The sequence below is a fragment of the Massilia sp. UBA6681 genome (genome assembly GCF_002454935.1).
Lineage (GTDB): Bacteria > Pseudomonadota > Gammaproteobacteria > Burkholderiales > Burkholderiaceae_D > Telluria > Telluria varians.
In genome coordinates, this window is the sequence record NZ_DKJX01000008.1 from 1 (window position 1) to 16,799 (window position 16,799).

A 16,799-nucleotide genomic window follows, 5' to 3' on the forward strand; every position below is an offset into this window, starting at 1 on the left:
CCAGCCGGCCGGAGCGGCGCGCATCGTGGACCAGGCGCCGCCGGCCGAGGCGGTCCCACCGCTGCGCCTGCTCAGATCGGCGCCCGACAAGCCCGCCGCGGAAACAGCCACGCCGCCGGCGGCGCGGGCTACCGCGGTCTCTCCGGTTCCCGCGGCGGCGGTGCCCCCACGATCGGTGGCGAAGGCGAGTCCCCCTGTCCGTCCAGCGGCGCCGGCGGCGGCCGAGACCAGGCCGGTCCCGCGTCCGGCGGCCGCGCCGGCCAAGTCCAGGCAGGTCGTGGTGGCGAAAAGCGCCGTCAAGCCGTCCCAGGCGAAGGCCCAGCGTGGCGTCAACCCGGCCAGGAGCCCGGAAGCCCCGGTCGATGCCGACGTCGCGCTGATCTCGGCCGTCATCGTGCACGCCAACGGGCACGCGCCCGAAGGCTCGCAAATGACCGAGCTGCTGTGCCCGGACAATGCCTGCCAGTCGCGCCCGCCCAGCCAGTAGCGTGGCGAAAAGTCCGCAACCGGGCTGAAAGTCCGCCGAAAAGCGGCTTACTGCTGGGTTATTGCCCTCACGTGGCGCTATACTGTACGAAAGCACAGTATGGCGTCATGACATGATCAGGGTTCTGGAAAACGAGTTTTATTATCTGGATAATTTCCAGCGCGTCCTCGACTGGATCGGCGAGCGCTATCGCGACCTGCTGGTCGGCGACGAGCTCGCCTTCCTTGCCGCCTTTCCCACGCTGCCGCAGCCTGCGCGCGCCCTGTTCGTGCGCATGGTCATGCGCAAGGGGAATCTGTTCCGCGCCAGTAAGCTGGTGTATGCCGAGATCGGCTGTCCGGTCGAGGCCGCGCGCGAGCTGCTTGCCACCGGCTGGGTCGAGGCCGACCCGGTCATCTCGCTCGACGAGCTGTTCGACCTGCTGTCCAAGCCCGAGATCGCCAGCGCCTTCGGTCCGCAGTTGCCGCACAAGAACGCGCGCAAGGGCGAGCAGCTGGACGCGCTGCGCGAGCAATTCGCCGACAGCCGGGCGTTCTCCGCGTGGTACCGCGACTGCGCCGATCTCGCGCTGCGCATCGGGGTCAAGCCGCTGTGCGACCGGCTGCGCCTGATCTTCTTCGGCAACCTGGCCCAGGACTGGACCGAATTCGTGCTGTCCGACCTCGGCATGTTCCGCTTCGAGCAGGTCGAGATCTCGCAAGCCTCGCGCGGTTTCCGCTCGCGCGCCGACGTCGAGCATTACATCCTCCTGCACGCCTGCAAGGAGCGCTTCTACGCCGGCGAGCCGCTCGGCGAGGTGCTGCGCGACCTGCCCGCCCATGTGTTCGACAACGACTGGCTGGTGAGCCGGCGCGAGAAGCTGCTGTTCCAGATCGGCCAGGGTTTCGAAAAGCTCAAGGACTGGGACAATGCCTACGCCGTCTATGCGCGCTGCCGCTTCCTCGGTGCGCGCGGACGCGCCATCCGCGTGCTGGAAAAGCACGAGCGCTTCGATGAAGCGTATGCGCTGCTCCAGGTGGCCCAGGCCGCGCCGGAAAGCGAGGCCGAGCGCCAGCAATTGATGCGCATCGCGCCGCGCCTGGCGCGCCGCCTCGGCCATGCCAGGCTGCCGGCGCGCAAGCCGCTCGTCGAGCGCCTCGACCTGTCCCTGCCCATGCCGGTGGAGGACCGCTGGGTCGAGGGCGTGGTGCGCGACCACCTCGCCAGCGAGGACGCGCCCGTGTTCTACGTCGAGAACGCGCTGGCCAACTCCCTGTTCGGTCTGCTGTGCTGGCCGGCGATCTTCGCCGCCATTCCCGGCGCCTTCTTCCATCCCTTCCACCGCGGCCCGGCCGACCTGCACAGCCCGGACTTCCACCTGCGCCGCCAGGCGGAGTTCGATGCCTGCCTGGCGCGGCTGGACGACGGCAGCTACCGCGACACCATCCGCGCCCACTACCGCGAGAAAGCGGGCATCGCCTCGCCTTTCGTCTACTGGGGCGCACTCAGCGAGGAACTGCTGGAGCTGGCGCTGGCCTGCATCCCGCCGCAACACCTGCGCAAATGGTGCGAACGGATCCTGGCGGACGTTCGTGCCAACCACACCGGATTTCCCGACCTGATCCAGTTCTGGCCGGCGGAAAACCGCTACACCATGATCGAGGTGAAGGGCCCGGGCGACCGCCTGCAGGACAACCAGCTGCGCTGGATCGACTACTGTTCGACGCACGGGATGCCGGTGTCGGTGTGCTACCTCCAGTGGGAGCAGGCCGCTTGAATGTCAGCCTTCGCTACAGCGTCGCGGTACGCGCCCTGTGCGAGTTCACCGCCAAGCAGGGCGACCTCGACCTGCGCTTCACGCCCTCGCCCACCGCCCAGGAAGGCATCAACGGCCATGCGGTCGTGACTAGCCGGCGCGGCGAGAACTACCGCACCGAGGTATCGCTCGAAGGAAGCTGGGGCGACCTGCACGTGCGCGGGCGCGCCGACGGCTACGACCCGGACCAGAACCTGGTCGAAGAGATCAAGACCCACCGCGGCAAGTTCGACGCCATTCCCGACAACCACCGCCACCTGCACTGGGCGCAAGTGCGGGTCTACGGCCACCTGCTGTGCCGCCAGCTAGGGATGGACAGCGTCAACCTGGCCCTGGTCTACTACGACATCGGCAACGGCCAGGAAACCGTGCTGCGCGAAACCCGGAGCGCGCAAGACCTTGCCGCCCTGTTCACCGAACTCTGCGAACGCTTCTCGGACTGGGCTGCCAGCGAAGCGGCGCACCGCACCGCGCGCGACGCGGCGCTGGGCGCACTGCGCTTCCCGCATGCGGATTTCCGCCCCGGCCAGCGCCAGCTGGCGGAAAACGTCTACCGCGCCAACATCAGCGGGCGCTGCCTGCTGGCGCAGGCGCCGACCGGCATCGGCAAGACCGTCGGCAGCCTGTTCCCGGTCCTGAGGGCGATGCCGCAAGAGGGCCTCGACAAGGTCTTCTTCTTGGCGGCCAAGACCCCGGGCCGGCGCCTCGCCCTCGATGCCGCCGCCAGCCTGGGCGCCGGCGCCACGGTGCCGCTGCGGGTGCTCGAACTGACGGCGCGCGACAAGGCCTGCGAGCATCCGGACAAGGCCTGCCAGGGCGACGCCTGCCCGCTGGCGAAGGGCTTCTACGACCGCCTGCCGGCCGCGCGCGCGGCGGCCGCCCAGGTGGCCCTGCTGGACCGCGATGCCCTGCGCGAAGTGGGCCTTGCCCATGAAGTCTGCCCCTACTACCTCGGCAGCGAGATGGCGCGCTGGGCCGACATGGTGGTCGGCGACTACAACTATTTTTTCGACGGCAGCGCCATGCTCTACGCGCTGGCGCTCGAGCGCGGCTGGAAGACCAGCGTGCTGGTCGACGAAGCGCACAACATGGTGTCGCGTGCCCGCGCGATGTACAGCGTGGAACTGGAACGCAGCCAGCTGCGCGCCGCGCGCGCCAACGCGCCCGGGGTCGTCAAGAAGGCCCTGGAGCGCGTCGGCCGCGCCTGGAGCGGCGCCGACAAGGAGGCGCCGCTGCCGCAGGCACCCTATCAGGTCCTGCCCGAAGTGCCGGCCAAGCTGCTGGACGCGCTGCAGAACGCCACCAGCACCGTGAACGACTTCCTGGTGGAGGTCCCCGGTCCGCTAGACCCGGAACTGCAGCGTTTCCATTTCGACGCCCTGGCCTTCCTCCGCCTGGCCGAATCCTTCGGCGAGCATTCGCTGTGCGACCTGGCGCGTGCCGGCGCCAAGGATTCGAGCGTCAGCATCCGCAACGTGGTGCCGGCGCCCTTCCTGGCGCCGCGCTTCGCGCTGGCCCGCTCGGTGACGCTGTTCTCGGCCACCCTCGGTCCCTGGCACTACTTCTGCGACCTGCTCGGCATGCCGGCCGATACCGCCTGGGCCGACGTCGCCTCGCCGTTTTCCGCCAGCCAGCTCGAGGTCCACATCGAGGGCGGCATCTCGACCCGTTACCAGCGTCGCGCCGCCTCGCTGCGGCCGATCGCGGACCTGGTCGCGCGCCAATACGTCGAGCGTCCCGGCAACTACCTGGCCTTCTTCAGCAGCTTCGATTACCTGGAGCAGGTGCTGGAAGAACTCCAGGCACGCCATCCGGAGGTCCCGAGCTGGCGCCAGGAACGGCGCATGAGCGAGGCGGAACGCGCCGCCTTCCTCGAACGCTTTGTCCCTGGCGGACGCGGCGTCGGCTTCGCGGTGCTGGGCGGCTCCTTCGGCGAAGGCATCGACCTGCCGGGGGAGCGCCTGATCGGGGCTTTCGTCGCCACGCTCGGCCTGCCCCAGGTGAACCCGGTGAACGAGCAGCTGCGCGAGCGGATGCAGGCGATGTTCGGGGCCGGCTACGACTACACCTATCTCTATCCCGGCATGCAGAAGGTGGTGCAGGCGGCGGGGCGCGTGATCCGTACCGAGACCGACCGTGGCGTGGTCTGGCTGATCGACGACCGCTTTGGCCGCCCGGAAGTGCGCGCCCTGCTGCCCGCCTGGTGGGACGTGGACGCCGCTGTCGCCTCCTAGCGCATCATGTCGCGCAGCTTCTGGTAGCCGCTGCGGCTGATCGGCAGCCGGGTGCCGTCCTTCAGCACGGCGCAATGGTTGTCCTTGCTGGCCGGTTCGATGCGCGCGATCGATCCGAGGTTGGCGATGAAGGAGCGGTGGATGCGGATGAACACCTGCGGGTCGAGCTGGGCCTCGAGTTCCGACATGCGCTGGTTCTTCAGCCAGGCCTTGCCGGCCGCCGTCACCTGCACGTAGTCGTCCTGCGCCTCGATGTAGTCGATGCTGCTGCTTGCCACCACGTGCACCCGCGCCCCGTCCTTGATCAAGACCCGCTCCAGGTAGCCGCGCCGCTGGGCGGCATCGTGCACTACAGCCTCCAGCTGCTGCGGCTGCGGCCGGCGGCTGCGCGCATGGTCCAGCGCCTGCCCCAGCCGCTCGCGGCTGAAGGGCTTGAGCAGGTAGTCGATCGCGTGCACCTCGAAGGCCTTCAGCGCGTACTGGTCATAGGCGGTCGCGAAAATGTAGTATGGCTTGCTGCCGGCCAGTTCGACCACCTCGAAGCCGTCCAGCTTGGGCATCTGGATGTCGAGGAAGACCAGCTCCGGATCGAGCTCGCCGATGGCCTTGACGGCCTCGAAGCCGTTCGCGCATTCGCCCACGACCTCGATGTCCGGATGACCGGCCAGGTATTCGCGCAGCAGCGCGCGCGCCAGGTGTTCGTCGTCGACGATCAGTACTCGCATCGCTTACTTCTCCTCCGTCTCCGCGGGCAGCACCAGCTCCACCCGGAATAGATTGCCCTCGCGTGCCCAGTGCACGCTGCCGTCCCTGCCATAGGCCGCCGCCAGGCGCTGGCGCACGTTCACCAGGCCGATGCCCTTGTCTTCCTTGGTTCCTGTTTCATCCGGGTCCGCATCGTTTTCGACCCGGACCCGCAACAGCGAACCGGAGCGCTCTGCAAGCAGGCGTATGCTACCTCCTTCCAGCAGTCCGCCGATCCCGTGCTTGACCGCGTTCTCTACCAGCGGCTGCAGGATCATCGGCGGCAGCAGGCATTCCTGCGCGCCCTCGCCCACGCTGTGCTCGAAGCGCAAGCGCGGGCCGAAGCGCACCCCTTCGATCGCCAGGAAGCGCTCGACCAGCACCAGCTCCTCACGCAGGCGCACCTTGCGGTGCGCTTCCAGTCCGAGCGTCTGGCGGAAGAAGCCCGCAAGCTGCAGGGTCATGTCGCGCGCCCGGCCCGGGTCGATGGCCGTCAGCGCACTGATCGAGTTCAGGCTGTTGAACAGGAAGTGCGGATCGATCTGGGTGCGCAGCATGCGCAGCTCGGCGTCCTGCGCCAGCAGGCGCGATTCCAGCTCGCGCGTCTCGGCGCGGCGCGCGCGTTCGAATTCCAGCGCCAGCAGCTGGGCCACCGCCGTCATCCAGTACAGCAGCATCCCGATCCCCAGCATCAGGGCCGCGAACGGCCGGGTGAAGGCAAGCGCTTCGCCCTCGGCCAGCAGCAGCCGGCACACGGCAGCCCAGGCGCTGCCCGCCGCGCACCACAGCAGCGCCGCGCTCAGACCGCTGAAGAAGAACACCGACAACACCGCCCCCAACGGACGCTGCGCCAGCGGAAAGGCGCGGCACAGGTAGTAGCTGGAGAAACCGCAGGCGACCGCGTAGAACAGCGTGAGCGGCAGCGCGAACAGCAGGCTGGCGCCGGCCCCCGCGCCGGTAGCGGCACTGATCAGCCCTGCCAGCAGCAGGCCCAGCATCAGCCAGGCCAGCAGGTAGAGCGCGCTGCCGCGCCGCGCCAGCACCATCAGTTGCGTACCTCGACACCGCCCATGATCGCATAGCCGCGGATGATCAGGCGCTTCTGGCTGTGCGGCGGGGTCGCGGTCTTTTCCTCGAAACCGCCCATGATCGGGGTACCCTGCAGCACGACGGTCCAGTCGGGCGGGCACTTGAGCGTGACGCCGCCCCAGAACGCGAACACGTTGATCACGGCTTCGTCCTGGATCGAGGCGGTGCGCATGTCGAGCGAGCAGCCGCCCATCACCGCCGTGATCTCGCCGCCGCGGAAGTTCTGGGTCGTGACGCGGCGCTCGAATCCGCCCAGGATGGCGGCCACGTCGACCACGTCGCTTCCCGGACCGGTCCCGTCCTTCAGCGACGCCGTCGGTCCGGCACGGCGCGCATCCAGGGCCTTGTACAGCACGAAGGCGCCGGCGCCGATCAGGAACAGCGGCCACAGGGTGCGGATGTCGAAGTCGATGATGTCCATCCGGTCCAGGATCATCAGGACGCCTAGCCCGATCAAGCCGCCGCCCAGCAGCTGGCCGTTGCGGCTCTGGGTGTCGCACAGCTTCACGGTGCCGGCGATGATGAACACCATCGGCCAGAAGCTCAGGACGCGGCGGATCTCGATGAGGTCGAGGTTATCGAGCAGGAACAACAGGCCCATCAGGATCACGAGCAGGCCGAGCACGACCTGGCTGGTGACACCCTTCGACTGGAAATTATCCTTCATGTTTGTTCTCCGGCTGCTTGAGGGTGGTCTGCTGTGCGAAGCGGCGCGCGACCAGCGGCTCGAACACGAGCTTGAGGCCCCAGGCCAGGAGGAACAGCGGCCAGCTGTTACGGAAGCTCAGGCCGAAGACGTGGTTGAAGCAGGCGAACAGCCACAGGCCGATGAAGACCGTCCACAGGCCGTTGCCGAATTCGCGCGGGCTCGAATAGCCGATGGTTTGGTTGAGGCCGACCACGACCAGCAGCAGCGGCGCGTAGCGCCAATAGGCGCCGGCATCGATGTAGTACAGGCGGTCGAGCAGGACGATGGTGCCGACGACGATCAGGAGCAGGCCCCAGACTGCCTGCTTGCGCCAGCGGTAAGCTTCTTCGGTATGCATGATGCGTGACTCCTCGTGTGTGGACTGTATGGACACACGATACCGGAACAGCAACATGCAATGGAAGCGCCTTTCGGTGAACGGCGGTATGGCGGCGGTGAATGGCGAAGTATTCGGCGGACGGCGGCGAGGCCGGCGAATGGCGGGGCGAAAAAAAGCCCGCCTGTGAGGAGGCGGGCCAGCTGGGCAAACTGCTTCGGTAAAACTCAGCTTGACGCCGACAGGTCCATCTGCGGACGGCCCTTGACCTGGTTGCGGTACTTGGCGCGGGCTTCGGCCATCTTGACGGCTTCGCGCGCGATGTTGGTACGGCGGATCTCCTGGCGCTCCTTCTTGCCGCGGTGTTGTGCCTCGTGTTTGCTGCCGATCTTTCTGGTCATGAGTGTCTCCTGGTGGACGGTGGTGAACCGCGGCGCGGCGCGGGATCAGGAGCGGTTGGTCCCCATCTTGAGATCGGAAGGCATCAGCATTCCCCAGCCGAGCTGGCGGCGGATTTCCTCCGGCGTCGGCGGCGGTGCGCTGTCCCGCGCACGGCGCTCGAGGTATTCACGAACCAGATGCTTGGGTGGCTGCTTGATCTCGGACATGGCGACCTCCACTTCCGTTGGGGGCCGACGCCTGGGGCGCGGCCCGAAATTGGTGCCGGTCCTCGAGGCGACCGGCTAACCTGTTGAGCTGTCGGTACCGTGCGCTTGTCGCACAGGTGCCTCACTCAGACGGTTCCCATGATAACGATGGGCTCACCGACCCACCGTTAGGTGCCGCACATTGTTCGATAGGCCGTCTCCTACAGGGCGGCGGGCGGCAGTGGAAGCCCGCCGCGCCGCGAATGAAAAAGGGGAGCCGAAGCTCCCCTTTGATCGGACTAGGCCGGAATCAGAAGCGGTACTTCAGATTCAGATAGAAGATGCGGCCCGACACGTCCAGCTTCTGCTGCTCCGCTTCGCTGTAGCGGTAGTAGGCGCGCTTCACGTTGGTCAGGTTGGTCGCATCGAAGGACAGCACCAGGTCCGGACGCAGGTTGTAGCTCGCGTTGAAGGCCAGCGTGGTCACCGGCGCGGCCATGGTCGGCGCCACCGGCATCAGGACGCCGTTGATGGTCGACAGGCCCTGGCTGTTGGCGTTCGGCGCCGGCGCGGTCGAGGTGTTGACGTACTCGCTGCGGTAGTTGGCGACCAGTCGCGCCGACACGGTGTCGTTCTCGAAGTACACGCCCAGGTTGGCCGCATACTCGGAAGCGCCCACCATCGGACGGCCGTCATCCACTTCGGTCTTGGCGCGGCTGACGTTCGAGGTGAAGCCGAACGGCGTGCTGCCGAACGGCTGCTCGTACATCAGTTCGATGCCGCGGATGCGCGCACCCTGCTGCGAGGCCGAGTTCACCGCGAAGTTCTTGATGATGTTGTCGCGCGGGTCGAGCAGTTGCACGGTGTCCTGGCCGGCCACACCGGTCTTCGGATAGCCGGTGATGTTCGAGGCGAACAGGTTCACGCCCACCATCGAACGGCGCGCGAAGTACCAGGCGTACGAAATGTCCAGGTTCTTGGCGAACAGCGGCTCCAGGTTCGGGTTCGGGCCCGTGACCTGGCAGAAGCCGTCGGTGCAGGTCGGCGAACCGTAGCCGGCGCCCAGGATGTTGTAGTTCTGGCGCGAAATGGTCTTGCTGGCGCCGAAGCGCAGGATCTGGTCCTTGGTCAGCTCGTAGCGCAGGTTCAGGCTCGGCAGCAGGTTGTTGAAGGTGCTTTCCTTGGCATCTTTGTAGTACATCACGCCGGCCAGCGGATTGAACGGCACGCCGTCGTAGTACTGCACGCCGTCGCTGGCGGTGGTGATCGCGCCCGGCACGGCCGCGCAGGTGGTCGTCGGCTTGCCTGGTTCGGTACGCGGGCAGGTGCCTGCCGGGATCGGCGACGGCACGTTGGCGTTGACCTGGGTGCGCACGTAGCGCAGGCCGACGTTACCCGACCAGCGTTCGCCTTCCAGGTTGGCCATCAGGTAGCCCGAGCTCTGGCGTTCGCGCATGTCGAGTTCGGTCGAGACGCGGCGCTCCCATTCCGAGTTGGTCGGCTTGTAGTTGGCCGCGAAATAGGCCTTCAGCGCGTCCGGGGTCAGGGTCCAGCTGGTATTGTCCCAGCCTGCCGGGCCGTCCAGGTCGGCGCCGAAGTCAGCCGGGATCGGCTGGAAGTTGAAGGCGCCGGTCGGTGCGTTGGCGTTCAGGTCGCCACTGCGCAGCTGCGGGAAGCGGCGGGCGCTGTCGCGGCGGTGGTCGGCGTGGCGCACGCCGAACTCGAGCGACTTGACGTAGGTCGTGTCGAGCTTGTACTCGGCATCGAGGTTGATGCTCTTCTCGCGGTCGTTGGTGGTCACGCCCGAGGCGGCGCGGCCGGTCAGGACGTAGCCGCTGCCATCGGCGTTGCGGCCCGGGACGTTCGGGCCGGTACCATACCACTTGACGAACGGGGCATCGTACAGGCTGCCCAGCGCATAGGAGACGCCGGTGCCGTAGCGGGTATAGGTCAGGCCCTGGTCGAGCGCGGTCTCGCCGACGCCCTTGGTGGCCGACAGCAGCGCCTTGACCGTCAGGTCCGGGCTGACGCGGTATTTCACGTCGAGGTCGAGGAAGGCGCTGCTGGCCTTGGCGCCGTCGCGGTAGGCGCCTTCGGTCTCGCCGATGTACTGCGGGGTGGTGCCGGCCGGGTAGACGATGTCGGCCGCCTTGAGCACCTTCAGCTCGTGGCCGTACATGGTGCGCTCGGTAACGATCACCGGGTTCTTGATCTGCGCATAGACGCGCTGGCCGTTCGAATCGGTCGGCGCGGCGCCGCCCTGCGCGCCGCCCAGGCCGCGCAGCATGCTGAACATGGCGCCGGCATTCAGGCGGCCGAAGTTATTCGCCTTCATCTCCGAATGGAAACCGGTCATGGTCATGTCGAGGTCGTTGTTCGGCTTGAACTGCGCCGAGAACATGCCGCCCTTGCGGTCACGCACGCCTTCCACGTATTCCATGCTCATCGAACCCGGGATGCGCACGCCTTCCAGGTCCGCGGCCTTGTAGCCGGTGCCGGCCAGCGATTCGTCGGTGATGCCCTTCATGGTGCTGGTGTTGATCACATCCCAGCCGCTGCCGCCCGAGTAGGCGAAGCGCGAAGCCGAATCGCGGCGCGAGTGGCGCTTCTCGGCGAAGCCCTGCAGGATGAAGCCGAAGGTGTTCGACTCGTTCTTCCAGTTGATCGAGGCGTTGGTGTCGTGCGCGGCCTTGCTCGGCAGTTGCGAGTACACGGCACCGAGGTTGACGACGCCGGTCAGGCGTTCCTTCTGCGCCAGCGGCTTGCGGGTGGACACGTTGATGGTGCCGGCCATGCCGCCGTCGACGATGTTGGCCTGCGAGGTCTTGTAGACGACAGCCTGGTTCAGGACCGTCGAAGGCATCAGCGACAGGCTGGTCGAACGGCTGCTCGAGAGCTGGTCGGCGAAGTACCAGTCGCCGCCCGAGACGGTGTGACCGTTGAACAGGATCAGGGTATGGTCCGGGTTGGAGCCGCGCATCGCGACTTTCTCGGCCTCGTCGTAGTCGGTACGCACGGCCACGCCGGCGAGACGCTGCAGCGAATCGGCCAGGTTCTTGTCCGGCATCTTGCCCACGTCTTCGGCGGTGATCACCTCGACGTTGGCGGAAGAATCCCTCTTGACGGCCAGCGACTTGGCCATCGAGGCGCGGATACCGGTGACCTCGACGGTCTGGATCTGGGCCGGTGCGTCCTGCGCGACGGCCGGGACGGCGGCCAGGCTCCATACGGCCAACGATACGGCCGCTGCGAGCGGCTTCTGCTTGAACATGACGTCTCTCCTGAGATTATAGCTATTGGTATGCAATTGGTAGGCATCTTTCTGCCATGGTCGGGAGTATTGATGATGTCAAGCTTGCTGAATAATCACTTGTGTTCGCCTTTATATAACTTCCAGGAATGTACATATTCAAGCATTGCGTAAGTTATAGCGAATGAACAAAATTTCATTCCCTTTTACGCGGGCGCAGGAGTAGCGTGGCTGCACCTTCATCGTCTTGAGTGTCTCTTTTTTGCAAATAACTATTGCCATCCGCCTCAGCAGCCTGCTGCTTGCCGGCGCCGCCCTCGCCGGCTGCGCCAGCGCTCCTCCGACGCCACAGTCTGCCGTCACCCCGGGCACGCCCGCAGCCGAGCTGCCGCTGGCCGCCGTGCTGCAGAAGCAGATCTACCAGATGACGCCGCAGGAAGCCGGGCGCTATATCGCCCACGTCCACACGGCCGAACCCGACTTGCGCAAGCGGATCGCCGCGATCGGGCGCAAGAACCTCGGCCAGCCGTATTCGCTGCATTTGCTGGGCGAGTTCCCGTATGAAGTACACGACGACCTGCCGCTGTTCAGCCTCAGGGAAAGCGATTGCGTGGTCTTCGCCGAACACACCTACGCCATGGCCCTGTCGCAGTCCTGGGAAGAATTCTTCTGGATGCTGCAGCGGATCCGCTACCGCGACGGCGTGATCGGCGTGGCCACCCGCAACCACTACACCGAGATGGACTGGAACGTGGCCAACCGCTGGCTGGTGACCGACGTCAGCGCCGAGCTGGCCGGGCCAGGCGGCCCCTCGTATGCGATGACGGTGGACCGCGCGCGCTTCCTGCGCACCCGCCACAACACGGTGCGCGACATCCCGGTCGAGAGCAGCCGCCAGGCTTACGTGCCCAAGGAAGGCGTGGCGGCGATCGCCGCCCAGCTGCAGGAAGGCGACTTCGTGAACGTGATCTCGACCGGCAACGGCGAATACTGGGCCTCGCACGTCGGCCTGGTGGTGCTGGGCCCGAACGGCGAGCGGCGCTTCCTGCACTCGCAGGCGCCGCAGGTGCGCGAAGAGACCTTCGACTCCTTCATTGCCCGCGCCGCCGAGCGCGAGGCCCGCAATGCGCGCGAGGGCAAGCCTGGGCAGGTGCTGGCCGGCTTCAAGTTCCTGCGTCTGAACGAACAGATCACGGTGCCGCCGATGGCGCCGCAACCGCGCCCGGGCCGCCCGGCCGCCTGAACCCGCCGCCGGCCCGGCCGGCGGCGCTTCCGCCCTCTCCGACGCGCCGCCTTGCCGGCGCGTCGTCCTTTCCCCTCCTCTTCCTGCCGCGCGGGCGGCCGTGCGCGTGGCCTGCGCAGCGCCCTGCCTGCTCATCAGTTCCGCTCATCAATTAAATAATCAATGGAAATGAAATAGGCGATTTATTTCCTATTTTCATTTCCTATTTTCATTTTCAAGCCTTTTCGAATTAATTCACTTGCCGCCGTTGAGTCAGGTCAAACTCCATTAGTAGTAGCCGCCTGATAATAAATTTACAAAACTTCTTTTCATTTACTTGTTTCCTTTCTGGATAACGACCGGATTATCGCTTTTTATGCATTGCCGCGCCCGAATTTCTCTAGGCTTTCATTAATTCCTAACCGCAGCGGATTGCCATGTCCAATTTCAGATCCGATCTTTTCAGCCAGCTTTGCGTACGGATGGTGTCGATGAGCCGCACCAGTAAAATCGCCCTGATGGTGGGGTGCGACTTGCTGGCATTGCCGGTCTGTTTCCTGATTGCGATGATATTACGGGGTGGCGATTTACAGCTTGCACAGAATTTCGGTCCCGCGTCGTATGCGCTGGTGGCCGTGGTCACCATTGCCGCATTTTCGGTTTCCGATTTATACCGCGCCGTCATCCGTTTTATCGACCAGCGTTTATTGAGCTTTACCGGCGCCGCACTCGCATTCGCCATTTTCTGCGTATACGTCGTATTAATCATCATGAACGAGCCGCGTTTTCCGCGCAGCGCGCTCGCCATTTACTGGTTCGTGGTTTTCTCGTATGTCGTCATTTCCCGTATCGGCCTGCGCAACCTGCTGCGCGCCCACGGCGGGCGGCGCACCGGCGCGTCCGATGCGGTGGCCGTCTACGGCGCCGGCGACGCCGGTGCGCGCCTGGTGCAGGCGATGCGCCACAGCGACGAATACCGCCCCGTCTGCTTCTTCGACGACAAGCGCGCCCTGAACGAACGCACCATCGCCGGCCTGCGCGTCTTCAATACCACGCGCCTGGCCGAGCTGGTGGCTTCGCAGGGCATCCGCACCATCGTGATCGCCCTGCCCTCGGTGTCGCCGGAGCGCCTGCGCGACATCATGCAGCGCCTCGGCCAGGCCGGGGTGCCGGTCAAGATCCTGAGCCGCCTGGTCGACCTGGCCGACGACCGGCCGCCGGCGCACGGCACGATCCGCGAACTCAAGTTCGAGGACCTGCTCGGGCGCCCGCCGGTGCCGCCGCGGCTCGACCTGTTCGCCCGCTGCGTCCGCGGCAAGAGCGTGCTCGTCACCGGCGCCGGCGGGTCGATCGGCAGCGAGCTGTGCCGCCAGATCGTCACGCTGACCCCGCTTGAGCTGCACCTGCTCGACCACTCCGAGTACGCGCTCTACACCATCCGCCAGGAGCTGGCCGCGCGCTTCCCGGGGCTGGCCATCCACGCCCACCTGGGTTCGGTCTGCAACAGCGAACTGGTCGAGCGCGTCCTGCGCGACGGCAAGGTCAACACCATCTACCACGCCGCCGCCTACAAGCACGTGCCCCTGGTCGAGGCCAATATCGTCGAAGGACTGCGCAACAACGTGATCGGCGCCCAGGTCGTGGCCAGCGCCGCGGCCCAGCACAAGGTCGAGACCTGCGTGCTGATCTCGAGCGACAAGGCGGTGCGCCCGACCAATATCATGGGCGCCAGCAAGCGCATCGCCGAGCTGATCTTCCAGGCGGCGGCGGTGCGCCACGGCGCCCACACGACCTTCTGCATGGTCCGCTTCGGCAACGTGCTCGGCTCGTCCGGCTCGGTCATTCCCCTGTTCCAGCGCCAGATCGCCCGCGGCGGCCCGCTGACCATCACCCACCCCGAGGTGTCGCGCTACTTCATGCTGATCGCCGAGGCGGCCCAGCTGGTGATCCAGGCCGGCGCCATGGCCAAGGGCGGCGACGTGTTCGTGCTCGACATGGGCGAGCCGGTCAAGATCGTCGACCTGGCCCGCACCATGATCGCCATGTCCGGGCTCACCGAACGGTCGCCGCAGAACCCGCGCGGCGACATCGAGGTCCAGTTCGTCGGCCTGTTCCCCGGCGAAAAGCTGCACGAGGAACTGCTGACCGAAGGCACCGTCTTCCCGAGCGAGCACCCGCGCATCATGCGCATGAAGGAAAGCGCGCTGCGCCCCAGTGTGCTGGAAACCTGCATCACCTGCCTGATGATGGCCTGCGAGACCCACGAGCGCGGCACGATCGAATCGATGGTCAAGGCCATCGTCGCCGAATACGTGCCCACCTCGCCGGTGACGGCGCCGCCCCTGGTGGCCGATACCCAGGCGCCGAGCCTGATCAAAAAATTCGTGCCGTTCCGGATCTGAACCCGTACCCCCCCACTGTCACCGACGAGGAAACACATGCGCGACGAGAACACCTCCCCTCACCTGGAGCAGCTGCTGGCCAAGCTGCAGGACCGCACCGCCGTCATCGGCATTGTCGGCCTCGACTACAACGTGTTGAAATAGCCCTTCAGGTCGACGGTCGACTCTTCCGGCAGGGGCTCGGGCGGCCGCGGGTCGAAGGGCACCGACAGCACGGGCGGGCTGTGCGAGATATGGGTCAGCGGGTGGGCGTCGGCAGGATTGCTCATGGTAGCGGCCTTGCTCGGGATCGGATGTTCAGGGACGGGTCGTCACGCCGACCGCGTTGGTCAGCGCGCCCGGGAACAACAGGCTCAGGTGACGGTTCCAGTTCGCCAGCGGCGATGCGGCGACGTAGACGACGTCCTTCGGCCGCAGCTCGAAGGATTCGGCCATCGCCAGCGCACCGCTCACGCGCGCGTCGAGCTGGAACACGCGGGTTCGCTCGGGCGTCTTGCGCACCACGTAGATCTGGCGCGCATCGCCGCTCAGGGGGCTGACGCCGCCGCTCTCGCCGAGCGCCTCGTTCAGGGTCAGGCGGCCGTTGTGCATGGTGAGCGCGCGCGGCTGGACGACCTCGCCGGAGACGAAAACCTTGCTTTCGTCACGCGAATGGACGCGCACCACGTCGCCATGCCTGAGCAGCACGGTGCCGGGGTTGACGCCCTTCTGCACCAGGTCGCGCAGGTTGATCATGTAGCGGCTGGGTCCGCGTTCGATCATGATGCGGCTCTGGTCGGCGCTAGGCAGCATGCCGCCGGCGCGGTTCAGCGCCTCGACCAGGGTCATGGGGATGTCGTTGATGGCCTGCAGGCCGGGGGCCTTGACCTCGCCGTCGATGTAGACCCGCTTGCTGCGGTAGGACTGCACGCGCAGGGTGAGGCTGGGCTGGGCGATGTAGCGCGCCAGCTTCTTGGTCAGCAGCGCCCTGGCCTGCTCCTCGGTCTGGCCCTCGACGTGCAGCAGGCCGATCAGCGGAAACTGGATGCGTCCCATGTGATCGACCGCAAATCCGGGCTGGACCGCGCTGGGCGACGCCGTGCCGCTGTCGAGGGCGGCGGTGGCGGCGGTCATGCCGCTGCCGGCGAGCTCGGGATGGTCCCACACGACGATCGACAGCACGTCGCCCTGGCCGATGGTGTACGGCGCAGGGTCGGCCACGATGAGCGGCGAGAGGTCTTGCCGGGACAGCTCGGCCAGCGCGCGCCGTTCGCTCTCGATCAGCTGCTCGGTGATGATCTCGGTGGGCGGCGCATCGCTGCTGCCGTCCTTGCCGCTGCCGGCGAACTGGATGCCGGTGGTGCAACCCGGCAGGAGAATGAACAAGCTCAGTACCAGCACAAGCTGCCGGTAACCCGATATTGCAACTGAACAAATCGCAGCCATGATTGTTGCCTATCAAAAATAGACGTCATACTTGAACGGTCCAGTCCAGCGTACGGTGTCCATCAGGCTTGGCTTTGTAGCTGATCAAACAGCGGCTGCGCAAAGGCTCAGCGAATTTCCTCCAGTAACTTCAGGCCGTCGGCAAAGCGCCACACGCGGCGGATTTCGATGATGTCGAAGCGCGCCGCGACGTTCGGCGGGAAGGCGGCGTAACGCGCATTGAGCTGGACGAAGCGGCGTACCGCATCGTCCATGTCGGCGCGGCCGCTCGAGCGCACGATGGTCACGTCGTCGACGCTGCCGTCGCTGCGCAGCGTCAGGCTGACCAGGGGGTCGATCCGGACCTCGCGCTGCGAGAACCGGGCGCCGCCGAGGACCGCGGTGCGTTCCAGCTTCTGGCGTACGCTGTCGACGTACAGGCGCAGCGGCACGTCGCGTTCGGCGCCGTCGGCCAGCACCCGGCGCGCGCCGGGGGCGTCCTCCGGCCGCGCCGGCGGCGGCGTCACGTTCGGGATGTTCAGGCCGCGCAGCAGTTCGCG

15 protein-coding genes and 1 pseudogene are annotated in these 16,799 nt (G+C 66.5%); 5 read left to right on the plus strand and 11 right to left on the minus strand.

The genetic code is table 11. From position 1 onward, the window contains the following. The 3 genes and pseudogenes from B2R83_RS01380 to B2R83_RS01390 form a co-directional block, all read left to right on the plus strand. Window positions 1–487, plus strand: a pseudogene (locus tag B2R83_RS01380) (hypothetical protein); the annotation flags it as partial. A 112-nt stretch (window positions 488–599) separates the two neighbouring features. Next, a complete protein-coding gene (locus B2R83_RS01385; protein WP_292037888.1) occupies window positions 600–2,243 on the plus strand; it encodes a VRR-NUC domain-containing protein in 1,644 nt (547 codons plus the stop codon). Next, window positions 2,240–4,516 carry an ATP-dependent DNA helicase gene (locus B2R83_RS01390; RefSeq protein ID WP_292037889.1) on the plus strand — a complete coding sequence of 759 codons (2,277 nt, stop codon included), beginning with the start codon at window positions 2,240–2,242 and terminating at the stop codon, window positions 4,514–4,516. Before B2R83_RS01385 ends, B2R83_RS01390 begins: the two co-directional genes overlap by 4 nt. Here the strand turns inward: B2R83_RS01390 and B2R83_RS01395 are convergent. From B2R83_RS01395 to B2R83_RS01425, 7 genes are all read right to left on the minus strand, one after another. Then, on the minus strand, window positions 4,513–5,241 hold the full coding sequence (locus tag B2R83_RS01395) for a LytR/AlgR family response regulator transcription factor (protein ID WP_292037890.1): 729 nt from the start codon (window positions 5,239–5,241) through the stop codon (window positions 4,513–4,515). The genes B2R83_RS01390 and B2R83_RS01395 overlap by 4 nt on opposite strands. A gap of 3 nt (window positions 5,242–5,244) precedes the next feature. Beyond that, a complete protein-coding gene (locus B2R83_RS01400; protein WP_292037891.1) occupies window positions 5,245–6,306 on the minus strand; it encodes a sensor histidine kinase in 1,062 nt (353 codons plus the stop codon). Continuing rightward, window positions 6,306–7,016: a LiaI-LiaF-like domain-containing protein gene (locus B2R83_RS01405; protein ID WP_292037893.1), complete on the minus strand. Its 711-nt coding sequence runs from the start codon at window positions 7,014–7,016 to the stop codon at window positions 6,306–6,308. The genes B2R83_RS01400 and B2R83_RS01405 overlap by 1 nt, the downstream gene beginning before the upstream one ends. After that, on the minus strand, window positions 7,006–7,395 hold the full coding sequence (locus tag B2R83_RS01410) for a LiaF transmembrane domain-containing protein (RefSeq protein ID WP_292037894.1): 390 nt from the start codon (window positions 7,393–7,395) through the stop codon (window positions 7,006–7,008). The genes B2R83_RS01405 and B2R83_RS01410 overlap by 11 nt, the downstream gene beginning before the upstream one ends. Window positions 7,396–7,601: 206 nt before the next feature. Then, a complete protein-coding gene (locus B2R83_RS01415) occupies window positions 7,602–7,775 on the minus strand; it encodes a hypothetical protein (protein ID WP_209588389.1) in 174 nt (57 codons plus the stop codon). Window positions 7,776–7,820: 45 nt separating this feature from the next. Continuing rightward, complete coding sequence (locus tag B2R83_RS01420; protein WP_169728101.1) at window positions 7,821–7,982, minus strand: hypothetical protein; 162 nt, start codon at window positions 7,980–7,982, stop codon at window positions 7,821–7,823. A 289-nt stretch (window positions 7,983–8,271) separates the two neighbouring features. Then, a complete protein-coding gene (locus B2R83_RS01425; RefSeq protein WP_292037896.1) occupies window positions 8,272–11,232 on the minus strand; it encodes a TonB-dependent receptor in 2,961 nt (986 codons plus the stop codon). A 241-nt stretch (window positions 11,233–11,473) separates the two neighbouring features. On the opposite strand from B2R83_RS01425, the gene B2R83_RS01430 reads away from it, so the two are divergent. Next, complete coding sequence (locus tag B2R83_RS01430) at window positions 11,474–12,454, plus strand: N-acetylmuramoyl-L-alanine amidase-like domain-containing protein (protein ID WP_292037897.1); 981 nt, start codon at window positions 11,474–11,476, stop codon at window positions 12,452–12,454. A 397-nt stretch (window positions 12,455–12,851) separates the two neighbouring features. Here the strand turns inward: B2R83_RS01430 and B2R83_RS23960 are convergent, their stop codons facing one another. Then, window positions 12,852–13,241: a hypothetical protein gene (locus B2R83_RS23960; protein ID WP_349681037.1), complete on the minus strand. Its 390-nt coding sequence runs from the start codon at window positions 13,239–13,241 to the stop codon at window positions 12,852–12,854. On the opposite strand from B2R83_RS23960, the gene B2R83_RS01435 reads away from it, so the two are divergent. After that, the gene (locus B2R83_RS01435) at window positions 13,204–14,835 is read left to right on the plus strand and encodes a polysaccharide biosynthesis protein (RefSeq protein WP_349681038.1); all 1,632 of its coding nucleotides are present in this window, start codon (window positions 13,204–13,206) and stop codon (window positions 14,833–14,835) included. The genes B2R83_RS23960 and B2R83_RS01435 overlap by 38 nt on opposite strands. Before the next feature lie 125 nt (window positions 14,836–14,960). Here the strand turns inward: B2R83_RS01435 and B2R83_RS01440 are convergent, their stop codons facing one another. From B2R83_RS01440 to B2R83_RS01450, 3 genes are all read right to left on the minus strand, one after another. After that, window positions 14,961–15,104, minus strand: coding sequence for a hypothetical protein (locus B2R83_RS01440; protein WP_200880003.1), 144 nt, complete (start codon window positions 15,102–15,104; stop codon window positions 14,961–14,963). A 28-nt stretch (window positions 15,105–15,132) separates the two neighbouring features. Next, window positions 15,133–16,200: a polysaccharide biosynthesis/export family protein gene (locus B2R83_RS01445; protein WP_292037899.1), complete on the minus strand. Its 1,068-nt coding sequence runs from the start codon at window positions 16,198–16,200 to the stop codon at window positions 15,133–15,135. 167 nt (window positions 16,201–16,367) lie between these two features. Next, window positions 16,368–16,799 (minus strand): TonB family protein (locus B2R83_RS01450; RefSeq protein WP_292037900.1); only part of this gene is annotated, 432 nt, incomplete at its 5' end.

What these genes read in the sequence shown, in the direction of transcription:
- B2R83_RS01385 (WP_292037888.1), top strand. Translation starts at nt 600, where the DNA reads ATGATCAGGGTTCTGGAAAACGAGTTTTATTATCTGGATAATTTCCAG.
- B2R83_RS01395 (WP_292037890.1), bottom strand. Translation starts at nt 5,241, where the DNA reads ATGCGAGTACTGATCGTCGACGACGAACACCTGGCGCGCGCGCTGCTG.
- B2R83_RS01400 (WP_292037891.1), bottom strand. Translation starts at nt 6,306, where the DNA reads ATGGTGCTGGCGCGGCGCGGCAGCGCGCTCTACCTGCTGGCCTGGCTG.
- B2R83_RS01405 (WP_292037893.1), bottom strand. Translation starts at nt 7,016, where the DNA reads ATGAAGGATAATTTCCAGTCGAAGGGTGTCACCAGCCAGGTCGTGCTC.
- B2R83_RS01410 (WP_292037894.1), bottom strand. Translation starts at nt 7,395, where the DNA reads ATGCATACCGAAGAAGCTTACCGCTGGCGCAAGCAGGCAGTCTGGGGC.
- B2R83_RS01415 (WP_209588389.1), bottom strand. Translation starts at nt 7,775, where the DNA reads ATGACCAGAAAGATCGGCAGCAAACACGAGGCACAACACCGCGGCAAG.
- B2R83_RS01420 (WP_169728101.1), bottom strand. Translation starts at nt 7,982, where the DNA reads ATGTCCGAGATCAAGCAGCCACCCAAGCATCTGGTTCGTGAATACCTC.
- B2R83_RS01425 (WP_292037896.1), bottom strand. Translation starts at nt 11,232, where the DNA reads ATGTTCAAGCAGAAGCCGCTCGCAGCGGCCGTATCGTTGGCCGTATGG.
- B2R83_RS01435 (WP_349681038.1), top strand. Translation starts at nt 13,204, where the DNA reads ATGAACGAGCCGCGTTTTCCGCGCAGCGCGCTCGCCATTTACTGGTTC.
- B2R83_RS23960 (WP_349681037.1), bottom strand. Translation starts at nt 13,241, where the DNA reads ATGGCGAGCGCGCTGCGCGGAAAACGCGGCTCGTTCATGATGATTAAT.
- B2R83_RS01440 (WP_200880003.1), bottom strand. Translation starts at nt 15,104, where the DNA reads ATGAGCAATCCTGCCGACGCCCACCCGCTGACCCATATCTCGCACAGC.